Here is a 25,234-nt window from a genome sequence, read left to right as displayed (position 1 = left end):
CAGCTTGCTTAACCAAGAATTCCGAAACTGGCGCTGCTCCCAAAGGCACCCAATTTACCGCATAATCGGCGCACACCGCCGGATCGTCGGACACCGGTTCGCCCGAACGAAGGACATCGACACGCTATGGATGCTCGGCACAAAGCCAGCGAGATCGAACGGCGCAGCCTGGACGTGGACGGGCTGAAACGCTCGTTCCTGGAGTGGCTGGTCTATTCGGTTGGCAAGGACGCGCGCGCCGCCACCCGGCGCGACTGGTTCCACACCGTGGCCCTGTCGGTCCGCGACCGGCTGGTCGACCGCTGGATGGACACCACCCGCACCTACTACCAGCAGGATTCCAAGCGCGTGTACTACATGTCGCTGGAATTCCTGATCGGCCGGCTGCTGACCAACAGCCTGTCCAACCTCGGCATCATGGATGCCTGCCGGCAGGCGCTCGACCAGATCGGGCTGACGCTGGATGAGGTGGTGGACGCCGAGCCGGACGCGGCGCTGGGCAACGGCGGCCTCGGCCGTCTCGCCGCCTGCTTCCTCGACAGCATGGCGAGCCAGGGGCTGCCCGGCTACGGCTACGGCATCCGCTACGAGTTCGGCCTGTTCGAGCAGCGCTTCGAGCACGGCTGGCAGGTCGAGTACCCGGAGCAGTGGCTGCAGTTCGGCAACCCGTGGGAGTTCGCCCGCCCCGAGGTGCTGTACCCCGTGCAGTTCTACGGCCGCGTCGAGGAGTTCCGCGACAGCGTCGGCGAGAAGGCCTACCGCTGGGTCGACGCCGAGCGCGTGCTGGCCATGGCCTACGACACGCCGGTGGTCGGCTTCGGCGGCAAGACCATCAACACGCTGCGCCTGTGGTCGGCGCGCGCCACGCGCGACTTCAACTTCGGCCACTTCAACGACGGCGCCTACATGAAGGCGGTCGAGCAGAAGGTGATGACCGAGAACCTCAGCCGCGTCCTCTATCCCAACGACGCGACCGAGACCGGGCGCGAGCTGCGCCTGAAGCAGGAGTACTTCTTCACCTCGGCCTCGCTGCAGGACATCATCCGCCGCTATCTGCAGCATCACGCCGATTTCGAGAACCTGCCGGCGAAGGCGGCGATCCAGCTCAACGACACGCACCCGTCCATCGGCATCGCCGAGATGATGCGCCTGCTGGTCGACCAGCACGCCGTGCAGTGGGAGAAGGCGTGGGAGATCACCCGCGGCTGCTTCTCCTACACCAACCACACGCTGCTGCCCGAGGCGCTGGAGGCGTGGCCGGTGCGGCTGCTGGAGCGCGTGCTGCCGCGCCATATGCAGATCATCTACGAGATCAACGCGCGCTTCCTCAATCGCTCGAAGGCGCGGGCATCCGGCGACAACGCGCGGCTGTCGCGGCTGTCGCTGATCGACGAGCGCGGCGAGCGCCGCGTGCGCATGGGCAATCTGGCGTTCCTCGGCTCGCACAAGGTGAACGGCGTGTCGGCGCTGCACACCGACCTGATGAAGCAGACGGTGTTCGCCGACTTCCACGCCGAGTTCCCGGATCGCATCAACAACAAGACCAACGGCATCACGCCGCGCCGCTGGCTGCATCAGGCGAACCGCCCGCTGGCCGAGCTGATCTCCAGCCGCATCGGCGACGGCTGGGTGCACGACCTCGACCAGATCAAGGCGATCCTGCCGAAGGCCGACGATCCCGCCTTCCGCGAGGAGTTCCGCCGCGCCAAGCGCAAGAACAAGAAGCGCCTCGCCGCCTACATCGCGCGCCAGACCGGCACCGAGATCAACGTCGACAGCCTGTTCGACGTGCAGGTCAAGCGCATGCACGAGTACAAGCGCCAGTTGCTGAACATCCTGCAGACCATCGCGCTGTACAACGACATGCGCGACAACCCGACGGTCAACTGGGTGCCGGTCACCAAGGTGTTCGCCGGCAAGGCGGCCCCCGCCTACCAGATGGCGAAGCTGATCATCAAGCTGATCAACGACGTCGCCAAGGTGGTGAACCACGACCCGGTGCTGCACGACAAGCTCAAGGTCGTCTACCTGCCGAACTACAACGTCACGGCCGCGGAGATCATCATCCCGGCCGCCGACCTGTCCGAGCAGATCTCGACCGCCGGCATGGAGGCGTCGGGCACCGGCAACATGAAGCTGGCGCTGAACGGTGCCTTGACCATCGGCACGCTCGACGGCGCCAACGTCGAGATCAAGGAGCACGTCGGCGACGACAACATCTTCATCTTCGGCCTGTCGGCGGAGGAGGCGAATTCCCTGCGCGAGGGCGGCGCCTACAACCCGCGCCAGGTGATCGCCGCCAACCCGGCGCTGAAGCGGGCGCTGGACATGATCTCCACCGGCGTCTTCTCGCCGGACGACCCCAACCGCTTCCACCCGATCCTGCAGGCGCTGACCGACGGCGGCGACCACTTCCTGGTGACCGCCGACTTCGAGGACTATTGCCTGGCGCAGGAGCGCGCCATGGAGCTGTACCGGGATCCGGAGGAGTGGACCCGCAAGGCGATCATCAACACCGCCAGCATGGGCTGGTTCTCCTCCGACCGCACGATCAGCGAGTACGCCGAGGAGATCTGGGACGTGCACCCGGTGATCCCGGACAGCAACGGGACAGGGTTCCGCTGAGCCCTCGTCCGCCTCCACGTTCCGTCTCCGACGCCCCCGCGGCCCGCACCGCGGGGGCGTCCGCGTTTTGGCTGGGGGCAGGTATCACCAACAACTAATGTTGAATTCCGGCATTCGGGTATGCTTATTGGTGCGAAGGGATAGTTTGCTGGCGAAAGCATTTTACTGAAATGCCGAGCATCCAGCGTTTGCGGGAGAGTCGTTCATGCGTTGGTTGGGCAAGGTCGGCATCGCGCCGAAGCTGCTGTCGGTGGTCGTTCTGCTGTCGGTGCTGTCGGGGGTTCTCGCCGTGATGGGGCAGGCGACGGTGCGGCGGGTAGCCCACACCCTGCAGGATGTGGACGCCGCCAGCGACATCATGGTGCTGGCCTCGCGGGCCAACACCAGCTTCACCAACTACGCTCGCCTGATGCTGTCGCTGCCGCTGCGCGGGGAGGCCGAACAGCTCAAGCGCGCGCGGGACCTGACCGTGCAGGAACTGGCCACGCTGCGCGAGCGGATCGCCAAGCTCGACGCCGTGCTGCCGGCGCAGGAGCGCCAGAACCTCACGCTCATCACCCAGACCGCCAACCGCTTCGAAGTCATCGAGCGTGAGACGAATGCCCTGATGGAGCGCGGCGACATCGCCGGCGCCATGAAGGCCATCGCCGCCAGCCTGCCGCTCTACGCCGACGCGCGCACCGCGTTCCAGGGTATCGTCGAGCGGACCATGAAGGGCCAGGACGAGATCGTCGCCACCCAGACCGCGGCCAACGATCAGGCGATCGTTCAGCTGACGTTGGTCAGCGTCGCCGGCATCGCGGTCGGGTTGACGCTCGCGGTGTTCCTGATCGTCTTTGCCGTGTCGCGTCCGCTGCGCAGCATGACCGAGGCCATGACGCGGGTGGCCGGCGGCGACCTCGAGGTCGCCGTGCCGTGCCGCGACCAGACCGACGAGTTGGGCCGGCTCGCCGGCGCGCTGGAGACCTTCAAGGCCAATGGCCTGGAAAACCGCCGTCTGGTCGCCGAGCAGGAGGAACAGCGCCGCCAGGGCGAGGTCGAGCGCAAGCGCACGCTGAACCAGATGGCCGGCAGCTTCGAAGAGAGCGTCAAGGGCCTCGTCGAGCGCGTGCATCAGGCGGCGGAGGGGCTGCACACCACCGCCTCCACGCTGTCGGCCGCGGCTGACCAGACCAACCGGCAGTCGGTGGCGGTCGCCGCCGCCGCCGAGCAGGCGACCGCCAACGTGCAGACCGTCTCCGCCGCGGCAGAGGAACTGACCAGCTCGGTCGGCGAGATCAGCCGCCAGGTCAGCGAATCCGCGCGCATCGCCGGCGTCGCCGTCGACGAGGCCAGCCGCACCAACGCCACCGTCGCCTCCCTCTCCGAGGCCGCCAACAAGATCGGCGAGGTGGTGAGCCTGATCAACGACATCGCCTCGCAGACCAACCTGCTGGCGCTGAACGCCACCATCGAAGCCGCCCGTGCTGGCGAAGCGGGCAAGGGCTTCGCGGTCGTCGCCTCGGAGGTGAAGAACCTCGCCAACCAGACCGCCAAGGCGACCGAGGACATCCAGGCGCAGGTCGCCCAGATGCAGCAGGTCACCGGCGTGGCGGTGGAGGCGATCCGCGGCATCACCGGCACCATCGGCCGCATGAGCGAGATCGCCTCAACCATCGCCTCGGCGGTGCAGGAACAGGGGGCGGCGACCCAGGAGATCAGCCGCAACGTCCAGCAGGCCTCGCACGGCACGCAGGAGGTTTCGCACAACATCGCCGGCGTCAGTCAGGCCGCCGGGCAGACCGGCCGCATGGCCGGGGAGACGGTGAGCGCCGCCGACGGCCTGTCGCGGTTGGCGGAGTCGATGCGCAGCGCCGTGGAGGATTTCATCCGCACGGTGCGCGTTGGCTGAGTGCCGCTTTACAAGCCGCACGCCTTCGCGTATGGATGGCGCCATGATCCGCTCGTTCGCCAAGACCACTACCACGACCAAAAAGACTCGCTCCGGCGGGCCTTGCGGACGTGGCGTGCGGTAACAGCGCAACGACACCCACCACGAGGGCCCCGCCGGACACGGACGGGGCCCTTGTCGTATCAGGGCTCCGGTCCGCCGCCCGCCGGGGCCCCGCACACAGGACGGAGTAGCTTGAAGATGTCTGCCGCCAGTTCTTCCAAGAAGGTCGCCATCGTCGGCGCCACCGGCGCCGTCGGCCGCGAGATGATCGACGTCCTCCACCGCCGCAGCTTCCCTGTGGCCGAGCTGCGCCTGCTGGCCTCCGGCCGCAGCGCCGGCAAGGTGGTGGAGACCCCGTACGGCGCGATCACCCTCCAGGAGTACTCGCTGGACCTGGTGAAGGACTGCGACGTGGTGCTGCTCGCCGTGTCCGGCGACTTCGCCAAGGCGCACGCCCCGGCCATCGCCGCGGCCGGCCCGCTGGTGATCGACAACTCCTCGGCCTTCCGCTACGACCCGGAGATCCCGCTGATCGTGCCGGAGATCAACGCCTCGGCCTACGACCCGGCCAAGCGCCTGATCGCCAACCCGAACTGCACGACGGCCATCGCCGTGGTGGCGCTCGGCCCCCTGCACAAGGCGTTCGGCCTGAAGCGCGTCATCGTCTCCACCTACCAGGCGACCAGCGGCGCCGGCGCCGAGGGCATGGCCGAGCTGGAGGAGCAGACCCGCAACGTGCTGAACGGCCAGCCGGCGGCGAACAGCGTCTTCCGCCACCCGATCCCGTTCAACCTGATCCCGCAGATCGACGCCTTCCAGGACAACGGCTACACCAAGGAAGAGATGAAGGTCACCTGGGAGACGCGGAAGATCCTGGACCTGCCGGACCTGCCGCTGTCCTGCACGGCGGTGCGCATCCCGACCTACCGCGCGCACTCCGAGGCGATCACCGTCGAGACCATCCAGCCGGTCACGCCGGACGCGGCGCGCCGCGTGCTGTCCGACGCGCCGGGCGTCAAGCTGACCGACGATCCGGCCAACGGCGTCTACCCGATGCCGCTGAACGCCTCCGGCCAGTTCGACGTCGAGGTCGGCCGCATCCGCACCAATCTGGTGTTCGGCGACCACGGCCTCGACCTGTTCGTCTGCGGCGACCAGCTGCTCAAGGGCGCGGCGCTGAACGCGGTGCAGATCGCCGAGCTGGCGCTGTGACTTAGTTCCCCTCTCCCGTCCCGGGAGAGGGAGGGGCCCGCCCGTAGGGCGGGAGGGTGAGGGTAGGGTCAAGGATCCTTGGATTTACCCTCACCCGGCCGCTGCGCGGCCCCCCTCTCCCGGGGCGGGAGAGGGATTTTCAGGCTTCCTGCGCTGGAAACGCGCGCTTGCGTCCAGCGTTCGTTTTCCATAGGATGAAAGTCCTTGAAGGGCGGGAATGCCGCCGGAGCGAAGTGTGAACTGAACAGCCTCCGCACATTGTTCCACGGTGTTCCACTCTGTTCCATTCGCCGGCACCCGCTACCGGCGCACTGGAACCGCGCCCGTCGCGCTGCTATCTAAGGCGCGCATCACACATCACTTGGGATCAGGCATGTCCGGACTTGAGGACGCCGTTTCCCGGCGACGGACCTTCGCGATCATCGCGCACCCGGACGCCGGCAAGACCACGCTGACCGAGAAGCTGCTGCTGTTCGGCGGCGCCATCCAGATGGCGGGCGCCGTGAAGGCGCGCGGCGAGCAGCGGCGCGCCAAGTCCGACTGGATGAAGGTGGAGCGCGAGCGCGGCATCTCGGTGACCGCGTCGGTGATGACCTTCGACTACGACGGCCGCACCTTCAACCTGCTGGACACGCCGGGCCACGAGGACTTCTCGGAGGACACCTACCGCACGCTGACCGCGGTGGACAGCGCGGTGATGGTCATCGACGGCGCCAAGGGCATCGAGGCGCAGACCCTCAAGCTGTTCGAGGTCTGCCGCCTGCGCGACGTGCCGATCACCACCTTCTGCAACAAGATGGACCGCGAGGCGCGCGATCCCTTCGACCTCATCTCCGAGATCGAGGAGGCGCTGCAGATCCACGTCACGCCGGCGAGCTGGCCGATCGGCATGGGCCGCGACTTCCTGGGCTGCTACGACCTGATCCGCGACCGCCTCGTCCTCATGGACCGCACCAAGGGCGACGAGGTCAGCGAGGGCGTCGAGTGCAACGGCCTCGACGACCCGAAGCTGGACGAGCTGCTGCCCGCCCACGCCGTCGCCAAGCTGCGCGAGGACGTGGAGATGGCGCGCGGCCTGATGCCGGCCTTCGACCTCGACGAGTACCGCGCCGGCCACCTGACGCCGATCTATTTCGGCTCGGCGATCAACAACTTCGGCGTCCAGGAGCTGCTGACCGGGCTGGCCGAGAACGCCCCGCCGCCGCGCCCGCAGCCGGCCGAGCCGCGCACCGTCGAGCCGTCGGAGGACAAGGTCACCGGCTTCGTGTTCAAGGTCCAGGCCAACATGGACCCGAACCACCGCGACCGCATCGCCTTCGTCCGCCTGTGCTCCGGCAAGTTCAGGCGCGGCGCCAAGCTGAAGCACATGCGCTCCGGCAAGCTGCTGGCGGTCAACAACGCCGTGCTGTTCCTGGCCCGCGACCGCGAGCTGGCCGAGGAGGCGTGGCCCGGCGACATCATCGGCATCCCGAACCACGGCTCCCTGCGCATCGGCGACACGCTGACCGAGGGCGAGGAGATCCGCTTCACCGGCGTGCCGAGCTTCGCGCCGGAACTCCTTCAGCGCGCCCGCCTGGACGACCCGATGCGGGTGAAGCACCTGCGCAAGGCGCTGGAGCACTTCGCCGAGGAGGGCGCCTCCCAGGTCTTCAAGCCGCTGTCCGGCGCCGACTGGATCGTCGGTGTCGTCGGCCAGCTGCAGTTCGAGGTGCTGGCCGCCCGCATCGAGGCGGAGTACGGCATCACCGCCAAGTTCGAGGGGGCCGGCGTCGACGCCGCCCGCTGGATCGAGACGGACGACAAGGCCGCCTTGCAGAAGTTCATCGACCTGAACCGCTCGGCGCTGGGCGAGGACCACGACGGCGCGCTGGTGTTCCTGGCGCGCAACGCCTGGCACCTCAACCGCACGCAGGAGGACTTCCCGACCCTGCGCTTCCTCAAGACGCGCGAGCAGAACCGCAAGGTGCAGACGGCGGCCTGACCTTTACGGGCGGCGGATGATCTTTCGAACTACGCCGCCGCCCGAAAGTCGGCTTGACACCTCCACCTCGGTGCTCGACGGTGGGGCGAAGCCGTTCAGCGGGAGCGCGTCGCCGACCTCGACCATCCGCGCCCCGTCCGCTTCGACGGCATTGGGGAGTGCAGAAGCATGCCCGGCGGACCGGTCAACATCTTCGACACCAGCCATTTCCTGCCGCACGGCATCTGCCTGCTCTGGCAGCCGGAGCTTCTGGCGCTGCACGTCTCCTCCGACGTGCTGACCGGGCTGGCCTACTACTCGATCCCGCTGGCGCTGGTGTACTTCGTGTGGAAGCGGCGCGACGTGGCGTTCAGCTGGGTGTTCTGGCTGTTCGCCGCCTTCATCCTGGCCTGCGGCACCACGCACTTCTTCGGCGTGTGGACGCTGTGGAACCCCGACTATGGCCTCCAGGGCATCGTCAAGGCGGCGACGGCGGCGGTGTCGGTGCTGACCGCGGTGGCGCTGTGGCTGCTGATGCCGCGGGCGCTGGCGCTGCCCAGCCCGACGCAGCTGCGCATCGCCAACCAGGCGCTGCACCGCGAGATCGAGGAGCGCCGGCAGGCCGAGGCGCGCTACGCCAGCTTCTTCAACAACCTCGCCGAAAGCCTGTTCGTCGTCATCGTGCGCTCGGACGGGGCGTTCGTCATCGACACCATCAACCCGGCGCACGCCCGCGCCACCGGCCTCGATCCGGCGCAGATCTGCGGCCGCCCGGTGGACGAGGCGCTGCCGCCCGACATCGCGGCGCACGTCAAGGCGCGCTACACGGAATGCGTCGCCGCCGGCCGGCCCATCGACTACGAGGAGACGCTCGACCTGCCGAACGGCCGCCGCACCTGGCACACCGTGCTGGTCCCCATGCGCGACGCCCACGGCCATATCGTGCAGCTGCTCGGCAGCGCGCGCGACATCACCGAGCGCAAGGCGCTGCAGGAGGAACTGGTGCAGGCCTCCAAGCTGGCGACGCTCGGCACGCTGGCCGCCGGCATGGCGCACGAGATGAGCCAGCCGCTCAACATCATCCGCATCTGGGCGGAGAACGCGTTGTCCCGCCTGCGCGACGGCGACCTCGATCCGGGCCGCATCGACAAGGTGCTGACCCTGATCGGCGAGCAGACCGACCGCATGGGCAAGATCATCGACCACATGCGCACCTTCAGCCGGCGCGACGGCGGCGGCACCCAGGTCTTCGCCCCGGTGGAGAGCGTGCGCTCGGCGGTCGAACTGGTGCAGAACCAGTACGCGCTGGACGGCATCACGGTGAATGCGGAACTGGACGAGAAGACCTGCATGGTGCGCGGCCGGCCGTTCCAGCTGGAGCAGGTGGTGCTCAACCTGCTGTCCAACGCGCGCGACGCCATCCTCGACCGACAGGAGGCCGGAGAGCGGGTGGGGCGCATCCAGGTCGGCTTCCTGGTGAACGGCGAGCGGCAGACCGCCTGCATCGCCGTCACCGACGACGGCGGCGGGATTGACGAGGCGGTGCTGTCGCGCGTCTTCGACCCGTTCTTCACCACCAAGGAGGTCGGCAAGGGCTCCGGCCTCGGCCTGTCGATCGGCTACGGCATCGTCGAGGCGATGCGCGGCCGGATCGAGGCGGCCAACATCGACCACGGCGATGGCCGCCGCGGCGTGCGCTTCACCATCACCCTGCCGGTGACCCGCCCTTCGCTCCGCGACGTGGAGATGGCCCATGTCTGACCGCCGCCATGTCCTGGTCGCCGAGGACGAGGCGCTCGCCGCCATAGCGATCGAGGATTTCCTGTCCCGCAAGGGCTACCGCGTCACCTTGGCCGGCGACGGGCAGGAGGCGGTGGAGCGCCTGCGCGACGACCCGGCGGACATCGTCATCACCGACCTGCGCATGCCGCGCCTGGACGGCCGCGGCCTGATCCGCGAACTGCGCGGCATGAGCCCGACGCTGCCGGTGATCGTCATGACCGGCTATCTGACGGCGGAGTCCGCCGACGACGCGCTCACCAACGGCGCGTGGCGCCCGCTGGAGATCCTGCGCAAGCCGGTCAGTCCGCAGGCCATCCTCGACACGCTGGAGCGGATGCTGAACGGCGCGGCCTGATCAGGTCTTCGGGTGGTGGTGGACGTGCGGCTCGCGCCCATGGTCGTGCCCATGGTCGTGCCCACGGTCGTGATGGTGATCATGGGTGTGCGGATGCGGCACCACGCTGACGTCCGCCGGCACCAGGTGCAGGTGCCCGTGCCGGACGCCGCGCTCGGCCATCAGGGCGTTGGCGAAGTCGCGCACCGCGTCGGTCCGGCCCTTCAGCACCGCCACCTCCAGGCACGAGTCGTGGTCGAGGTGGATGTGCAGCGTCGAGTGCGTCAGGTCGTGGTGGGCGTGGTGCGCCTGGGTGATGCGGCGCGACAGTTCGCGCTCGTGATGGTCGTATACGTAGCTGACGCAGGCGACGCAGTCCGGCGCCCGGTCGCGCTCCAGCCGGTCGGCCTCCAGCTTGCCGCGGATCAGGTCGCGCACCGCCTCGGACCGGTTGGCGTAGCCGGTGCGGCGGATGTAGTCGTCGAACTGGGCCAGCAGGTCGTCGTCCAGCGACACGGTGACGCGTTCCATGGGCTTCCTTCCCGGATCTCTTCGGCCACGTGGTTAGCACGGCAACCCGCCCGGCGCATCCGCTGTTGACCGCCCAGCTCACGTATGAAAAATTTGCGGGACTTCATACAAGCCCGCCAACGGGCGCAGCGAGAGGCGCAACGATGCACACCACGACACAGCGTACCCTGGGGGCGGTCCTAGCCGCCGGCATCATCGGTCTGGCCGGCGCGGCGCAGGCCCACACCGGCGGCGCGCACGACGCCGGGTTCGTCCACGGCTTCACCCACCCGTTCGGCGGCCTCGACCACCTGCTGGCGATGGTCACCGTCGGCCTGTGGGCCGCGCAGCGCGGCGGCCGCGCCCTGTGGGCGGTGCCGCTGAGCTTCATGGGCATGATGCTGGCCGGCGGCCTGCTGGGCCTGAACGGCGTCGCGCTGCCGTCGGTGGAACTGGGCATCGCCGCCTCGCTGGTGGTTCTGGGCTCGCTGGTCGCGCTGGCGGTGCGTCCGTCGGTGTGGCTGGGCGCCGCCATCGTCGGCACCTTCGCGGTGTTCCACGGCCACGCTCACGGCGCCGAGGCGCCGGAGGCCGCCGCCCCGGCCCTGTACGCCGTCGGCTTCGTCGCCGCCACCGGCCTGCTGCACCTGCTGGGCATCGCCGGCTTCCGCGCGATCCACGGCATGGCCGTCCGCGTCGCCGGCGCCGCCGTGGCGGCCAGCGGCGTCGCCCTGATGGCGGTCTGATCCGGGGAGGGGGCGCTCCGGCGCCCCCTAATCCTCGATGGGCTCGACGTCGACGCTGACCGTCAGCCCGTGTCCGGCGCCGCCGACAATGATCCCCCGCACCGGGCTGACATCGTCGTAGTCGCGGCCCCAGGCGACCGTGATGTAGTCGCGGTCCGCGATCTGCCCGTTGGTCGGGCACAGGTCCAGCCAGGTTTCCCCACCGCACCACACCGACACCCAGGCGTGGCTGACGTCGGCGCCGACCAGCCGCGGCTGGCCCGGTGGCGGCAGCGTGCGCAGGTAGCCGCTGACGTAGCGCGCCGCCAACCCCATGGAGCGCAGCCCGCCGACCAGCAGGTGGGCGAAGTCCTGGCACACGCCCCGGCGCTTCTGCAGCACCTCGGCCAACGGCGTCGTCACCGTGGTGGCGGTCGGATCGAAGGTGAAGTCGCGGTGGATGCGCCGCATCAGGTCGAGCGCCGCCACCGCCACCGGCCGGCCCTCGCCGAAGGACGACCGCGCGAAGTCGGCAAGGTTCGGCGTCGCCGTCACCAGCGTGCTGTTGAAGGCGAACTGCGCCACCGTCGCCGCGTCGCCCGGCGCACCGACCAGATCCTCCCACGCCGGCGTCTCTTCCAGGTCGAGGATCGGGGAGGCGGACACCTCCACCTCGCTTTCCGCGACGATGGTCAGGCGGCGGTGCGGCTCCTGCACGGCGACGTAGCTGACGGGGTTGCCGAAATGGTCATCGTGGTCGGCGGTCAGCGCCGTTGATGGCGTGACGCGCAACGCGAAGCTCTGCACGCGCTGGCGCGGGTGCGGCCGGGGGCGCAGGTGGACGAGGTGGTGCGACACCGGCACGTCGTCGCCGTAATCGTACCGGGTCACGTGGCGGCAGCGGTAGCGCATCGGGGCGGGCTCACGCGGGTCGGGCGAAGGCATGGCTGAAATAGGCGTGTGCCAGCAGGTTGGAGAGGTCGGGCAGCGTCTGCCCCAGCGCGTCCAGCGCGGTGCGCAGCGCCTCGGGATGGTGCAGCGCCTCCGACCCGCGCAGCGCGGTCCGTGCCGCGGCGACCAGGCGGATGGCGGCGGCGCTCGCCTCGCCGGAACCGCGCGGCAGGGCGGCCACATGCCGCTCCAGCGCGGCCAGCTGGAAGGCCAGCGCCCGCGGGTTCTCCTCGCTGGGCAGAAGCAGGTCGAGCACCGGTCCGCGGTCCACGCCGGCCAGCGTCCGCTCCCGGTAGGCCATGAAGCTCTCACCCAGTTCCAGCAGCACCTCGAGCGACGCCGCCTCGGTGTCGGCGTCCGGCGGCTCGGGCGAGGCGAGGCGGGTGCAGCGCACCAGCGACACCATGTGCACGGCGCGCTCCATGCGGCGGCCCATGTCGAGGAAGCGCCAGCCGTGGCCGCGCATCATGCTTTCCTGCTCCAGCCCGGCCAGCGCGGCCAGCGAAGTCATCAGGTCGTCCAGGCGCAGCAGCAGCGCCGCCGCGTCAATGCGCCGGGCCGGCGTCTGGCTCTGCCGGTCGAGCTGCGAGATGACGCGCCAGAGGTCGAGCGACAGGCGGTCGCGCACGCTGTAGCCGGCGCGGTGCAGGCGCAGCACGTTGGCGCGCAGGCTGTTGGGGTGGCTTTCGTCGAAGACGGCGGCGCGCAGCGCGCTGTCCAGCCCGCGGCTGGTGGCCATGCGCGTCAGCTCCCAGGGGATGACGCCGAGCGGAGCCATCATGTGCAGCAGCACCCTCAGCTCCTCGGGCGCGCCCGGCTGGTTGCCGTCGGTCACCCGGCCATAGGCGCCGCGCAGCAGGCGCACGCAGCCCTCCGCCCGCTCGGCGTAGCGGCCGAGCCAGAACAGGCCGTCGGCGACGCGGCTGGGCAGGTCGCCGGTGGCCGCCCGCAGTGGCCGGGCGTCCGGCACCGCGCGGTGCGCCATCGGCTCGACGCGGCGGCTCGACGAGAGGACCCAGGTGTCCTTGCTGCCGCCGCCGTGCTGCATGGAGACGATCAACCGTCCCGGCTCGGCGCAGACGCGGGTCAGGCCGCCGGGCATGGCGGTGTAGCCGCCGTCCGGCGTGGCGCACAGGAAGACGCGCAGCACCAGCGGCCGCGGCTGGAGGTGGTCGCCCTCCCACACCGGGGCCGTCGATAGCCCGGGCGGCTGGTGGGCCACGAAGGCCCACGGACTGCGCCGGATCCGGGCGGCCAGGTCGTCGCGCTGCGCCACCGACAGCGTATGGCCGTGCACCGGATCGAAGGGCAAGGAGCGGAAGGCGGGGGCGATGACCAGCTCGTCCAGATGCTCCAGCACGTGGGCGCACTCGGCCTCCTGGCCGCACCACCAGGTGGCGACGTGCGGCAGGATCAGCTCCTCGCCGAACAGCCGCTCGTTCAGGCCGTCGAGGAAGGGGCGGAACGACAGGGATTCGAGCAGGCCGCTGCCCAGCGCGTTGGCGACCGCCACGGTCCCGGCGCGCACCGCCTCGGCGAGGCCGGCGACACCGAGCGAACTGTCGACGCGCAGCGCCAGCGGGTCGGCGAAGTCGTCGTCGAGGCGGCGCAGGATGACGTCCACCGGCTCCAACCCCGACAGCGTCTTCAGCCAGACGCGGCGGTCGCGCACCGTCAGGTCGGCACCCTCCACCAGCGTGATGCCGAGGTGGCGGGCGAGGTAGACGTGTTCGAAATAGGTCTCGTTGTAGGGCCCTGGGGTGAGCAGCACGATGCGCCCCGTCCCGCCGCGCGGGGCGAGCGAGGCCAGCGTCTCGCGGAAGTCGGCGAAGAACGGCGCCAGCCGCTCGACCCGGCAGACGCGGAAGCTGTCGGGCAGCACGCGGGTCAGCACCGCGCGGTTCTCCAGCGCGTAGCCGCTGCCGCTCGGCGCCTGGGTGCGATCGGACATCACCCACCAGCGCCCGTCGGCGGCGCGGGCGAGGTCGGCGGCATAGAAGTGCAGGTGGGTTCCGCCCGGCACCGGCACGCCGTGCACGGCGCGGCGGAAGCCGGGATCGGCGAAGACCAGGGCCGGCGGCAGCGCGCCGTCGCGCACCAGCGTCTGCGGCCCGTAGACGTCCGCCAGCACGGCGTTCAGCAGCCGGGCACGCTGCGCCAGCCCGGCGGCGATGGTCTGCCATTCCTCGGGCGGGATGACCAGCGGCAGCATGTCGAGCGGCCAGGGCCGCTCCATGCCCTGCGGGTCGCCGTAGATGTTGAAGGTGACGCCGTTCTGGTGCAGCAGCCGGCGCGCCTCCTCCCACCGTTCGGCCATGCGGCCGGGGTCGAGGCCGCCCAGCGAGCCCATGAAGGTCTGCCAGTGCGGGCGCAAACGGCCGCGGCCGTCCACCATCTCGTCGTACACGACGGGTGTGGTGTAGCCGAGGGCGTCGGCCTCGCCGAACAGCGAGCCCTGCGCGACGGAGGAAATCGAGGTGTCGGCCAAGAAGCGGTCCGCTGGGCTGTGTCGCAGCGGGAGTGTGGACGCCCGCCGCCGCCCTGGCAAGGGGGTGCCCCCTCCGCGCCGCAGCGGGCGGGAGGGGGCGGTCCGCCTACAGGGGCTTCAGGTACTCGATCAGCTGCCAGCGCTGCTCGTCGCCGAGCTTGGCGCCGTATTCGTGGCCGCTGTTCAGGTTGCCGCGGATGGTGGCGTCGAACGGCCAGGGCGCGTCGGTCGCCTTGACGTCGACGCCGACCTTCACGGTGTCCAGCGTCTGCGAGCCCATGCCGAACTTCGTCGCGCGGTCCTTGGCCGGCAGCAGCAGGTCGTAGAGCGTCGGCACCGAACCGTTGTGCAGGTAGGTGCCGTAGCCCAGACGCCGTCGAGCGGACGGGCCTTGTAGGCGAACAGGCTCTCGATCGCCGCGTCGGGGTTGGCCGGTGCGGCGGCGACCGCCGGGGCGGAGGCCTTCGGCTTGGCGGCGTGCACCGCGGCTGTCGGGGCACGGGCCGGCGTGAAGGTGCGGGCCAGCTTCTGGGCGATGACCTTGGCCTGCTCGCTCTCCGGCTCGCCGGCCTTGGGTTGGGTAAAGGGACGGGTGTCCTTCAGCGGCACCACCGAACCGACCGGCTTGGCGGCGCTCACCGGGGCGGCGGTGGCGCGGGCGGCCGGGCTGGCGGCCGGGGCCGACGCGGCGGCCGACGACGGAGTCCGCAGCTCGTGCTGGTCGTCCTCCAACAGGGCGGCGAGCAGCGACGGGTCCTTGACGATGTCGCCGATCAGGCTGCCGATCACCACGTTGCCGAGCACCGCGACGCCCGAATCCGGGTTGCCCAGCGGCTTGCCGATCAGCGGCGGCATGGTGACGCCGGCGATCGGCGTGGTGTTGACGCGCCGGCACACCGCCATCACCGCCATCACCGGGTCGGTGCGCAGGCTGGTGTAGCTGAGCATGCCCTTGTCCACCGCGGCCTGCGGCCCCTGGGTGCACAGCACCGGCAACACGGTCTGCAGCGGCGCCTTCTAGGTGAACAACGGCTGCATGGTCACCGGGATCTCGGAGGTGACGGTCTCGCCGCGCGGCACGACGGCGTGGCAACCCTCGCAGTTCTCCTTGTAGAGCGCCGCGCCGGCGTCCTTCTTGACCGGGTCGATGCGTCCGGTGATCTGGTCGGGCCACACCGGGGACCGGAGCGTGCGGAGTTGCTCCTCCATCTCCACCAGTTGCTTACCGCGCACCGTCGAATCATAATAGTAGTGCAGGGGAGTCGGCTTCTTCAGCATCGCCTTGCCGAACACGCCCAACACCTCGCCGGCGTTGCGGACCAGGGCGTCGACGCGATTCTTGTTGGGCACCGCGCCGTCGTACTGCACGACCGGCTGCAGGGGCGCGTCCCACAGGAACGGGTAGCTGACAGGTGCGTTCGGCGATACGTTGTTCGTCGGGATCCCCATGTCTATGACCGAGATCCGGTTGAAGATCATCTGGAAGGCGTCGGTGCGGCCCGGGCCCCAGGTGGCGACGGTCGGCGTGCTTTCCTTCACGAAGGTCGCGAACTCCTTCGAGAATTTGCCGAAGTCGGCGCGCAGCTTGTCCTTCTGGGCCTTGGTTTGGCTCTTCAGCACCTTGGCGGCGAAGGCGCCGAACGCCGCGTCGTCCTTGCGGGTGGCCTCCACCGCGTCGCGCAACGCGGTGATGAGGGCGAGCAGGTCGCCGGTGGTCGGCGCGCCGTCGATGCGCAAAATGTTGGCGCCGACCTTCAGGTCACCGGTGTGGCACGCCGCGCAGGTCATGCCGATCCAGGTGGCGCCGGTGTCGGGATCGGTGTCCTTGACGAAGCCCACCGCCAGCTTGTCGGGATTGAACCTGTTCGGCGCGTCCGCGAGGTAGCCGAAGCGCGGCACCAGGCTGTCGGCGAGCGGCTTGCCGGTGGCCGGGTCGACCAGCGCCATGAACCAGTCGTAGGGCATGATCTGCGAGCCCTGCGTGGTGTTGTAGTACCACTCGCGGACGTCCGGGTTCCAGTTCTGGTCCAGGTACCAGAGGCTGCCGACCTGCTGCGGCGGGTTGACGGGAACTGGGCGGGGCGGTTCGGGCGGCGGCTCGGCGCAGCCGGCCAGCAGCAGCGTGCCGGCGGCCAGCGTGGCGAACAGGCGGTTGGTCACGTCGATCTCTCCCAAAGCGGCTTGTCTGTTATCGTGCATACGGGGGGCGGCACGGTACGACACGACCTGGGGCGGCCGTAATGGATTATGAGTTGTTGCGTGGAGCGATAAGTAAACGCATACCGCGATATTCGTTATCACTCAGTTTCTATGCCCGGAACAACCTGGGACGGGGAGGGTTGGCAAGACAGGGACGACTCAGCCGCGTGGCGCGACGGCAACGCTTCGGGAATCGCTGCACCGGCGGTACTGTTTTTTCTATCAATGAACCATTCTTAAAGTTAACGATAAGCGCGATGGCAGCGAGGCTTGCCAAGGCCCACGCGCCACCTCCATTTAACGAATGATGGGCACACGGGGAATCGCCGGTCCATGGTGTCATTGACCGCCGCGACGTCTGGTTCCAAGGCTCGCTCGGCATCAGCCGAGTCGGGGGCTGGGCGCGGTGTGGTCACCGGCAAGTACTTCAACTTCAACCCGTTGCCCCCGGCCGACGACGTGCTGGGCAACCCGCTGGTGGTGCAGAACCTGCCCATCCACAGGCGCCCGAAGGAAACCTGGCGGAGCCGGATGTCGCGCTTCCTGTCCGGGCTGAACCTGGGCAACGGGTCGCAGACGACGCGGCTGCGCTGGAAGCTGCAGGACACCATCGCCTCGGTTCTGGCCTCCGTCTCTCCAGCGGTGACGCTGGCGGAGCGGCGCGGGCCGCAGGGGCGCGGCGGCAGGGCGGTGCCGGTCATCATCGTGCGCCACCCGTACCACCTGCGGCACGTCTTCGACATGATTCCGCAATTGCCGCAGGAACTGGGCGCGGAACGCCGCTTCCTGGAGATCCTGGCGAGCCGCATCCTCAAGAAGTACGGCGAGCAGATGAGCGCCATGAAGGGCGGCGTCGCCTTCTCGTTCGAGCACGAGGCCAAAGAGTACTTCCACGCCGGCTTCAAGCTGGAACGCCAGATCAAGAAGGTCAGCAGTCCCGACGAGCGCTTCGCGGCGTTGCAGAATATCTACGCGGTCTACTTTCATGGGCGGCAGTACTATTATTACGCGCTGCTGCGCCGGGAAAAACTGCAGCCGGACAACAAATTGTTCATGTTCTTCTCGCGCGCCTGCTATTTCATGGCGCGCATCGACTGGAGCGGGCAGCTCCTGGAGAAGCCGAACCCGCGCTCGCTGCCGTCGCGCGACGAGATGATGTTCTACGTCCAGCGTGACAAGACGGTCCTCATGCGCTACCGGTCGGATCCGGATTTCCAGCGGCAGGTGAAGAGCGTGCTGGAAGCCTTCCCGTCCTGAGTTTCAGCCCGAGTGCTTCCATGCGCCTCCTTGCCCTGTCCTTCGCCCTGTCCTTTGGGATCCTGGCCGCCGGTGCGGCGCAGGCGGTCGGCCCCGACTGCGCGCAGGCGAAGCGCCCCGTCGACCAGTTGATCTGCAAGGACGAGGCGCTGGTCGCGGCGGAAGAACGGCTCGACGGTGCGGTGAAGGAACTGGACGCGGCGCTGAACGGCGAGCGCCGCGAGAAGCTGGTCGTCGCCCAGCGCGACTGGATGCGTCGCCGTGACGAGGCCTGCCCGGTCACGGCGGCCGACCTCAAGGCGCCGCCCAGGGCCCAGGATCGCGTGGAGTGCCTGACCCGGGTGGCGGAGCAGCGCGTCGTGCAGCTCCAGGCCGATCTGAAGGGCGAGCGCGACGGCGTGCGGGCGCTGCCGTTGACCATCACCGAGGCCGAGCCGATCAAGCTGCCGCCGCAGCGCGCCGGCGCCGCGCCGCCGCGCCGGGCGGTGCAGCTGGCGGCGCTGAACGGTCGCTGGGCGAAGGCCGATCCGGCAACCCGGCGCCCCATAGACGACTGCCGCACCGCCTATCTTGAGATCGGCAAGGACGGCCAGTTCGCGCTGCGCGACCCGCGCATCGAGACGCTTCCGGTGGACGGCCGCGTCGCCTTCGCGGGCAACGATCCGTCCGATGGGGTGAGCTTCTCCGGGGAAGGGGCCGCGCCACGCGGCACGTTGCGCCTGGAGCCGGGCGAGAGCGCGCGCCTGGACCGCGTCGCATTGCGCCTGGAGCAGCCCTTCGCCTTCGGCGCGACGTTCGTGCGCTGCCGCTAAGCCAGCGCCTCCAGCCGCAACCGCACCGTGCCCGACAGGCTGGCGTCCGGCGGCAGGGTGCGCAGACCGGCGTCGGCCTCCTCGGAATGGTTGACGGCGTCGATCATGTGACTGACCGGCTCCACGCACAGGTAGCCCTCGCCCCGCGGCGCGTAAACCACGAGGTGGCCGAACAGCGGGTCCGCCTCGATCACCAAGCGGCGTCCGAGGTGCGGCCAGTCCACGGCGGCGCGGCCGTCCCAGCCGGGGAAGCCGTTGTCCACCACCACCTCGTCCATGATCCGCCCGTCCGGGAAGCCCCAGCGGTCCGGCACCGGTGCGCGTTCGCGCGGCAGCAACGTGGCGTCGCCCAGCCACACCGAGCCGACGGCGGCCGTCAGCCGGGTGCCCGGCGGCTTCGGCAGGTAGGGGTGCAGGCCGAGGCCGGCGGGCATCGGGCGGCCGCTTTCGTTCTCGATCTCCAGCCGCACCTCCAGGCCGTCGGGACGCACCGTGATGGTCTGCGCGGCGCGGTATGCCCAGGGCCAGGTATCGGCGGTGTGGCGGTATCCCAGGCGCAACGTGGTGTCGTCCTGCGCCTCGACGGTCCAGGGATGCTCCCAGCCATGGCCGTGCAGCGGATGCGTGCAGTGCGGGTGGTTGAGCGGCAGCGCCACGTCCATCCCCTCAAAGCGGAAACGTCCACCGGCGATGCGGTTGGAGAAGGGAACCAGCGGGAAGCAGGCGAGATCGGCCGCCGAACCGCCATCCAGCGCGCTGCCCGGCGTCGGACGCAGCAGGTGCAGCGGGCCGTCGTCGCCCCACAGCGTCAGCCGGGCGATCGCCCCACCGATGTGCGGCGCCGCAACGCATTCCATCAGGCCGTGCCGGAGCACGACCGGGCCGAGGGTGTCGGTCATGGGCACGTCGGCTCCTCGTGCGATCCGGGATGGGGCTCACAATCGTACCGCACCTGCGAAGGGAAGGGGAGCGCCGCATTGCGAAGAATGTAGGTATTTTTCTTGCGATCGCGCCTCTAGTATACGGTGGATTTACCCGTTCCCCCGACAATGGGGGCCTCCGCACACCAATCGTTCCGGATCATGGAGCCCAAGGCAGCACAACGGCCGCCCCCCGCGACCCTCGGCTCCCTCGACGAAGCCGAGGTGTGCCAGACGCTGGCCGATTATCACGGGCCGCTTGGGCGCACCGTGATGGGGATCGTGCTGCGCCAGCACCTCGACTCCCAGATCCTGACGCCGACGGAGGTCATCCACTCCCTCAAGCATCTGAAGGCGCTGCTGGAGCAGGGGCAACTGGTCGAGAACGCGCTGATCAAGGTGACGGCGGCGCAGGCCCGAGCGCCCGGGCAGGACGCGCGCACGCGCCGCCTGGCGATCCAGAACGCCATCGGCGACACGCAGACCAAGGCCCGCGGCGCGCAGATCGCCTTCGCGGAGCTGCCGAAGTCCCGCCCCATGGTCGAGCAGATCATGGCCATGGAGCCCGGCAAGACGCCCACCGGCAACTTCGAATACGACCTCCGTGTGGCGCTCAGTCTCGACTTGACGGCGCTGCGGTCGTGGTCGGGCAAGTTCGACCGGCTGAACCAGCTGCTGCAATGGGACCGCGATGAGCGGCTGGCGGCGGCTGTTGACGGCTGCTTCGCCGACATCCTGTCCTCCGCGGCGGCGGTGCAGGAGTTGCACGGCACTCCGCTGTCGCCGGGGAGCATGGCGACGACGCTGTGCGAACTGCTGCTGGGGCGCACCACGGTGGGCTCGGCGCTGGGTCCGAACCGCATGGGGCTGCTCAACGCCATGTTCCGGCAGGGCAAGCTGCCGCAGGCGCGGGCCGCGGTGCTGGACCGCATCCGCCGCATCCTGCGCGCTCCGCAGCCGCTTGGGCGCGTGCCGGCGGACGACGCCCAGGTGCTGAAGGCGGTCATGGGCCAGCTGCTGACCCGTGAGGGCGTGGTCGGCGACGCGCCGATGGCCGAAGCGCTGGCGGTGCGCTATTCCCGCCGGCTTGAGCAAGGCGGCGCCACGGCGTTCCGGCAGTCGGTGCTGGCCATCGCCGAGACTCAGGCCGACCTGTTCGCCCGGCTGCGCTACCTGCTCGCTGCGGCATCCTCGCCGGCCGGCGAGAAGCTGCGCCCCGACATCGTCGAGGCGATGGAGGCGGCGCTCAACAACGAACTGCTGATCGAAAACGTCATCGTCCAGTCGCCGGACCTCGATCTCGTCCGCCAGCACATCATCGGCACGGTCGAAGCGATCGGGCGCTCGCCGCTGCTCGACGAGGTGCGGGGGCGGCTGGCCGAGCGGTTGGGCAACGTCGTCGACGATTTCACCAAGCGCGGCCGGCTGGTGCACCGCCTGCGCCAGGTCGAGCCGGTGTTGCGCCGCCGCGTCATCCGGCTGGCGGAGTTGGCGACCTCCGGCCTCGTGCGCGGTGACGGGGCCTACCCGCTGCTGCGCCAGCACATCCTGGAGATCGCCAAGCAGCCGCAGTTCCAGTTGGAGTTGTCCGGCCAGCAGGGCTCCGACGTGGCGCAGGCCGAGGTGCGGCGGCTGTTCGAACTGCTTGAACGGTTGCGGCAGGCGCCGCCGCCGAGCGGCCTGACGGTGCCGGTCGCCGCTGTCCGGGGCCCCGCCGCCGCGCCGTTCCCGGCCACCGTGGCGACGGTCGAGACGGCACCCACGGTGGCGCAGCCGATGCGGCCCGCCCCCCCCACGGCGCCTCCCGCTCCGGCGCCCGTCCGTCCCGCCGCTCCGGCGCTGGAGGATACCCGCTGCGCCAGCTGCTTCGAACAGAAGGTGCCCGCGGAGCCTTGCGCCGCCTGCGGCTACCCCAAGCGTAGCGACGGCCGTCCCGGCATCCACCTGATACCGGGCACCGCCTTGCAGGGGCGCTACCGCGTCGGCCGGGTGCTGGGGCAGGGCGGGTTCGGCGCCACCTACCTGGGCTGGGACGAGCGGCTGCACGTCAAGGTCGCGGTGAAGGAGTACTACCCGGCCAACCTGATCTCCCGGGTGCCCGGCAGCTCCGACGTGACTCCGTTCTCCGATGAGCACGCCAAGGGTTTCACCGCCGGCCTTGCCAAGTTTCTCGACGAGGCGCGGATGCTGGCGCGGCTGCGCGACGTGAAGGAGATCGTCGGCGTTCAGGATTTCTTCGAGGAGAACGGCACCGCCTACATCGTCATGGAACTGCTGGAGGGCGGCACGCTCAAGAAGTACATCGCGGAGAGCGGCGGCAAGCTTGACGCGCGGCGTGTGCTGGCGGTGATGGCGCCGATCATGAAGGCCCTGCAGACCGTGCACGACCAGGGCCTGATCCACCGCGACATCAGCCCCGACAACATCTTCCTGACCGCATCGGGGGAGCGCAAGCTGCTGGACTTCGGCGCGGCGCGCCACGCGGCCGGGCAGGCGGCCAACCTGACGGTGATCCTCAAGCCGGGTTACGCCCCACCCGAGCAGTACTCGCAGGACGGCAAGCAGGGGCCGTGGACCGACGTCTATGCGCTGTGCGCCACCATGTACTGCGCGCTGACCGGCAAGCCGCCGCCGGACGCCACCGGGCGTTTCATGAACGACAACGTGCCAAAGCCCTCCGCCGTCGGCGTGCAGCTGACGCCGGCGTTCGAGAAGGTGCTGATGGGCGGCCTCGCCATGCGCTTGCAGGACCGGCCGCAGAGCATGAAGGACCTGCTGAAGGCCTTCACCACGGCCATGGCCTGACCCCGCCGGCCGGGCCGGCGGGGTGTGTTGCGGGACGCTTACTTGGCGTCGGCCGCGACCTGCATCTTGATGATCTTGTCGGGATCCTTGACGCTGCCGTTGCGCGCCTGGTCGCCCTTCTTGATCATGTCGACGAAGTCCATGCCTTCGACGACCTTGCCCCAGACCGTGTATTGCTTGTCCAGGAACGAGGCCGGGCCGAAGCAGATGAAGAACTGGCTGTCGGCGCTGTTCGGGTCGGGCGTGCGGGCCATCGACACGGTGCCGCGCACGTGCGGCTCGTTGTTGAACTCGGCCTTCAGCTTCGGCTTGCCCGAACCGCCCGAGCCGGTGCCCGTCGGGTCGCCGGTCTGCGCCATGAAGCCGTCGATGACGCGATGGAAGACGACGCCGTCGTAGAAGCCGGCGCGGGCCAGTTCCTTGATGCGGGCGACGTGGCCGGGAGCCAGATCGGGGCGCATCTCGATCACGACGCGACCGTCCTTCAGGTCGAGGTAAAGGGTGTTTTCCGGATCCAAGGCGAAAGCCTCCCCTGCGATGAAAAAGGCGCTGAGCAGCGCCATCGTTGCGATGCGCACCAACCGAAACATGAGAAACTCTCCGATGTGCCGATGCGGCGGAGGGACGATAGGGGAAACGCGGGCGGTTGCAAAGCCGCCCAGGGAAGATAGTGGGGTGCCGGGGTGTTCACCACCACGAACGGCGAGAGGACACGGCGGGTGCGGCGACGGAAGCAGGCATGGATGGTGGCGGGTGTCGTGGCGCTGGCGGTGCTGGCGAGCGTCGCTGCGACGCTGCCCGGCCTGCTCGGCACCGCCTTGACTTACGTGATGCGCCGGGGCGGGCTGGGCGACGCCACCGCCGAGGTGACCGCCCTGGGTGTGACCGAGAGCCGGCTAAACCTGCGCGCTGCCGGTATGGACACGCAGGTTGCCGTGCGCCATCCTTGGAGCGCCCTGCTGCGCGGCCGGGCCGAGCGCATCACCGTCTCCGGCATCACGGTGCGGCCGACGGATCTGCAGGGCCGCGGTGGCGGTGGGGGCATCCCGGCGCTGCCGGCGGACGAACTGGTGCTGGCCGGCAGCCGCGTGGTGCTGGACTCACCCGGCGGGCCGCTGACCGTCGCGGTCGAGGCGGTCGTGCGCCCCGAGGGCGACATACTGACTTTCACTGGAACGGTGACGGCGCTCGGCGTGACCGTGGAGGCGAAGGGCCGCCATGATCCGGCGCGCGGTACCGGCAGCGCCGACCTGCGTCTGCGACCTGTCCGGCTGCGCGAGGGCCAGCCCAACCTCGCCGCTCTGGTACCGCGTGCCGTGGGGGCGGTCGTCACCATGGCGGGGAAGGTGAGCGGCCGCGCCAAGCTGGCGTGGGACGGCAAGGGACTAACCTCCTCGGGCGAAGTGCTGATGGAGGACCTGGCGGGGTCGGCCGGGCCGGTCGGCGTCGGCGGGCTGAGTGGCGTGTTGCGCTTGACGAGCCTGTGGCCGCCGGTGCTGCCGAGCGGGCAGACGCTGGCGGTGAAGACGCTCGATGTCGGGCTGCCGCTCACCGACGGGGTGGTGACGCTGGGGCTGACGCGGCGCGGCGTGCTTGACATCGACCGCGCGGAATGGCGCTGGGCGGGCGGCACCGTGCGGGCCAAACCATTCGAGATCGCGCTGGAGTCGCCGAGGGGCACCATCGAGCTGGAGGCGGAGGGGCTGGACCTTGGCACCGTGCTGGCGCTTGCCAGCCTGGAGGGACTCTCGGCGGACGGGCGGCTGCGCGGCACTCTGCCGATTCGATTCGCCAGCGGCAAGGTCCGCCTGGATGGCGGCGTTCTGGAGGCCGCCGCACCGGGCGCCCTGCGCTACGACCCGGCGACGCCGCCGGCCGGGCTGCAGGGGGATCCAGGCAGCCCGACGGCGCTGCTGCTCGGTGCGCTTACCGACTTCCGCTACGAGAGCCTCAGCGCGACCGTGGACGGCGAGGCGGGCGGCGAGATGCGCGTCGGCCTGCGCATCCGTGGCGCCAACCCGGAATTCTACGGTGGCCACCCGGTGGCGCTGAACCTTAATCTCAGCGGCGCGCTCGACCGGATCCTGCGCCAAGGCCTGGACGCCTACCGCATCCCCGACGCGGTGCGCGAGCGCATGCTCGACTACGAGAAGAAGGGACCGTCATGACCGACCCCACCCCGCGCCTCACGGTGGCAGCCCTGGCAGCGTGCATCGCCGCCTGCGCGCCGACCGTCAAGATCGAAGCGCCGGATAAGCCCATCGAGATCAACCTGAACGTCAAGATCGAGCAGGAAGTGCGGGTGAAGGTCGAGCGCGACCTGGAGAAGGCCATCCAGGACGATCCGGCGCTGTTCGGCGTGACTCCGGCCAAGCCCAAGGGGAAAGCCCAATGAACCGCTGGTTTCCGCTCCTCGCCCTGGCGCTGGGCCTGGGGCTGTCGGTGCCCACTTTCGCGCAGGATCCGCTGGCCGGCGCCAAGCAGGCAGGACAGCTGGGCGAGCGCCCGGATGGCCTCGTCGGCGTGGTGCCCGGCGCGCCGGTCGCTGCACAGGCCGTCGCCGATCAGGTGAACGCCCAGCGTCTGCAGCGCTACCGCGACATCGCCGCGTCCAACGGCACTTCGGTGGACAAGGTGCAGGCGGTTGCCGGCCAGCAGCTCATCGACCGCACCCCGGCCGGGCAGTACGTGCTCAGCGGCGGGAAGTGGGTGAAGAAGTAG

At 69.7% G+C, this 25,234-nt stretch carries 21 protein-coding genes; 13 read left to right on the top strand and 8 right to left on the bottom strand.

The features are described from left to right. The first annotated feature begins 126 nt into the window (after positions 1–126). From TSO221_RS05225 to TSO221_RS05200, 6 genes are all read left to right on the top strand, one after another. On the top strand, positions 127–2,625 hold the full coding sequence (locus TSO221_RS05225) for a glycogen/starch/alpha-glucan phosphorylase (RefSeq protein ID WP_109117411.1): 2,499 nt from the start codon (positions 127–129) through the stop codon (positions 2,623–2,625). Positions 2,626–2,830: 205 nt separating this feature from the next. Continuing rightward, positions 2,831–4,516, top strand: a complete 1,686-nt coding sequence (locus TSO221_RS05220) for a HAMP domain-containing methyl-accepting chemotaxis protein (RefSeq protein WP_109117410.1) — start codon at positions 2,831–2,833, stop codon at positions 4,514–4,516. Between the two features lie 240 nt (positions 4,517–4,756). Further along, positions 4,757–5,770 (top strand): aspartate-semialdehyde dehydrogenase, encoded by a 1,014-nt coding sequence (locus TSO221_RS05215; RefSeq protein WP_109117409.1) that lies wholly within the window; start codon positions 4,757–4,759, stop codon positions 5,768–5,770. A 373-nt stretch (positions 5,771–6,143) separates the two neighbouring features. Then, the gene (locus TSO221_RS05210) at positions 6,144–7,751 is read left to right on the top strand and encodes a peptide chain release factor 3 (protein ID WP_109117408.1); all 1,608 of its coding nucleotides are present in this window, start codon (positions 6,144–6,146) and stop codon (positions 7,749–7,751) included. 168 nt (positions 7,752–7,919) lie between these two features. After that, positions 7,920–9,491, top strand: coding sequence for an ATP-binding protein (locus tag TSO221_RS05205; RefSeq protein WP_109117407.1), 1,572 nt, complete (start codon positions 7,920–7,922; stop codon positions 9,489–9,491). Beyond that, positions 9,484–9,867 carry a response regulator gene (locus tag TSO221_RS05200; RefSeq protein WP_109117406.1) on the top strand — a complete coding sequence of 128 codons (384 nt, stop codon included), beginning with the start codon at positions 9,484–9,486 and terminating at the stop codon, positions 9,865–9,867. Before TSO221_RS05205 ends, TSO221_RS05200 begins: the two co-directional genes overlap by 8 nt. Here the strand turns inward: TSO221_RS05200 and nikR are convergent, their stop codons facing one another. After that, positions 9,868–10,377 (bottom strand): nickel-responsive transcriptional regulator NikR, encoded by a 510-nt coding sequence (gene nikR / locus TSO221_RS05195; protein ID WP_109117405.1) that lies wholly within the window; start codon positions 10,375–10,377, stop codon positions 9,868–9,870. Positions 10,378–10,520: 143 nt separating this feature from the next. On the opposite strand from nikR, the gene TSO221_RS05190 reads away from it, so the two are divergent. Then, positions 10,521–11,102 carry a HupE/UreJ family protein gene (locus TSO221_RS05190; RefSeq protein ID WP_109117404.1) on the top strand — a complete coding sequence of 194 codons (582 nt, stop codon included), beginning with the start codon at positions 10,521–10,523 and terminating at the stop codon, positions 11,100–11,102. Positions 11,103–11,129: 27 nt separating this feature from the next. On the opposite strand, the gene TSO221_RS05185 is transcribed toward TSO221_RS05190, so the two are convergent. The 5 genes from TSO221_RS05185 to TSO221_RS05170 all read right to left on the bottom strand — a co-directional run bounded on the left by TSO221_RS05185 (position 11,130) and on the right by TSO221_RS05170 (position 16,680). Further along, positions 11,130–11,993, bottom strand: a complete 864-nt coding sequence (locus tag TSO221_RS05185) for a transglutaminase family protein (protein ID WP_109117403.1) — start codon at positions 11,991–11,993, stop codon at positions 11,130–11,132. 10 nt (positions 11,994–12,003) lie between these two features. Next, entirely contained in the window at positions 12,004–14,520 is a 2,517-nt protein-coding gene (locus tag TSO221_RS05180) for a circularly permuted type 2 ATP-grasp protein (RefSeq protein WP_247877921.1), read from the bottom strand. 106 nt (positions 14,521–14,626) lie between these two features. Beyond that, entirely contained in the window at positions 14,627–14,800 is a 174-nt protein-coding gene (locus TSO221_RS35280; protein WP_158283992.1) for a hypothetical protein, read from the bottom strand. Then, complete coding sequence (locus tag TSO221_RS05175; RefSeq protein ID WP_158283991.1) at positions 14,773–15,519, bottom strand: hypothetical protein; 747 nt, start codon at positions 15,517–15,519, stop codon at positions 14,773–14,775. The genes TSO221_RS35280 and TSO221_RS05175 overlap by 28 nt, the downstream gene beginning before the upstream one ends. A gap of 18 nt (positions 15,520–15,537) precedes the next feature. Beyond that, complete coding sequence (locus TSO221_RS05170) at positions 15,538–16,680, bottom strand: di-heme-cytochrome C peroxidase (protein WP_109117401.1); 1,143 nt, start codon at positions 16,678–16,680, stop codon at positions 15,538–15,540. Between the two features lie 447 nt (positions 16,681–17,127). Between TSO221_RS05170 and TSO221_RS05165 the strand changes: the two genes are divergently transcribed. Together TSO221_RS05165 and TSO221_RS05160 are read left to right on the top strand one after the other, a co-directional pair. Continuing rightward, positions 17,128–17,976: a hypothetical protein gene (locus TSO221_RS05165; protein WP_247877920.1), complete on the top strand. Its 849-nt coding sequence runs from the start codon at positions 17,128–17,130 to the stop codon at positions 17,974–17,976. 20 nt (positions 17,977–17,996) lie between these two features. Then, on the top strand, positions 17,997–18,788 hold the full coding sequence (locus TSO221_RS05160; RefSeq protein ID WP_109117400.1) for a lysozyme inhibitor LprI family protein: 792 nt from the start codon (positions 17,997–17,999) through the stop codon (positions 18,786–18,788). Here the strand turns inward: TSO221_RS05160 and TSO221_RS05155 are convergent. Beyond that, on the bottom strand, positions 18,785–19,687 hold the full coding sequence (locus TSO221_RS05155) for an aldose 1-epimerase (protein ID WP_109117399.1): 903 nt from the start codon (positions 19,685–19,687) through the stop codon (positions 18,785–18,787). The genes TSO221_RS05160 and TSO221_RS05155 overlap by 4 nt on opposite strands. A 246-nt stretch (positions 19,688–19,933) precedes the next feature. On the opposite strand from TSO221_RS05155, the gene TSO221_RS05150 reads away from it, so the two are divergent. Then, positions 19,934–22,513, top strand: coding sequence for a serine/threonine-protein kinase (locus tag TSO221_RS05150; RefSeq protein WP_247877919.1), 2,580 nt, complete (start codon positions 19,934–19,936; stop codon positions 22,511–22,513). A gap of 38 nt (positions 22,514–22,551) precedes the next feature. On the opposite strand, the gene TSO221_RS05145 is transcribed toward TSO221_RS05150, so the two are convergent. Next, positions 22,552–23,076, bottom strand: coding sequence for a peptidylprolyl isomerase (locus TSO221_RS05145; protein ID WP_247877926.1), 525 nt, complete (start codon positions 23,074–23,076; stop codon positions 22,552–22,554). A gap of 180 nt (positions 23,077–23,256) precedes the next feature. Between TSO221_RS05145 and TSO221_RS05140 the strand changes: the two genes are divergently transcribed. From TSO221_RS05140 to TSO221_RS05130, 3 genes are read left to right on the top strand one after another with little or no spacing between them, the layout of a single operon-like run. Continuing rightward, positions 23,257–24,681 carry a YdbH domain-containing protein gene (locus tag TSO221_RS05140; RefSeq protein ID WP_109117396.1) on the top strand — a complete coding sequence of 475 codons (1,425 nt, stop codon included), beginning with the start codon at positions 23,257–23,259 and terminating at the stop codon, positions 24,679–24,681. Continuing rightward, positions 24,678–24,908 (top strand): YnbE family lipoprotein, encoded by a 231-nt coding sequence (locus TSO221_RS05135; protein WP_109117395.1) that lies wholly within the window; start codon positions 24,678–24,680, stop codon positions 24,906–24,908. The genes TSO221_RS05140 and TSO221_RS05135 overlap by 4 nt, the downstream gene beginning before the upstream one ends. Beyond that, the gene (locus TSO221_RS05130) at positions 24,905–25,234 is read left to right on the top strand and encodes a YdbL family protein (RefSeq protein ID WP_109117394.1); all 330 of its coding nucleotides are present in this window, start codon (positions 24,905–24,907) and stop codon (positions 25,232–25,234) included. The genes TSO221_RS05135 and TSO221_RS05130 overlap by 4 nt, the downstream gene beginning before the upstream one ends.

Origin of the sequence: Azospirillum sp. TSO22-1 (assembly GCF_003116015.1) — a bacterium.
Lineage (GTDB): Bacteria > Pseudomonadota > Alphaproteobacteria > Azospirillales > Azospirillaceae > Azospirillum.
The sequence above is the reverse complement of the archived record's forward strand: the minus strand, read 5'-3'. Positions and strand labels throughout refer to the sequence as shown.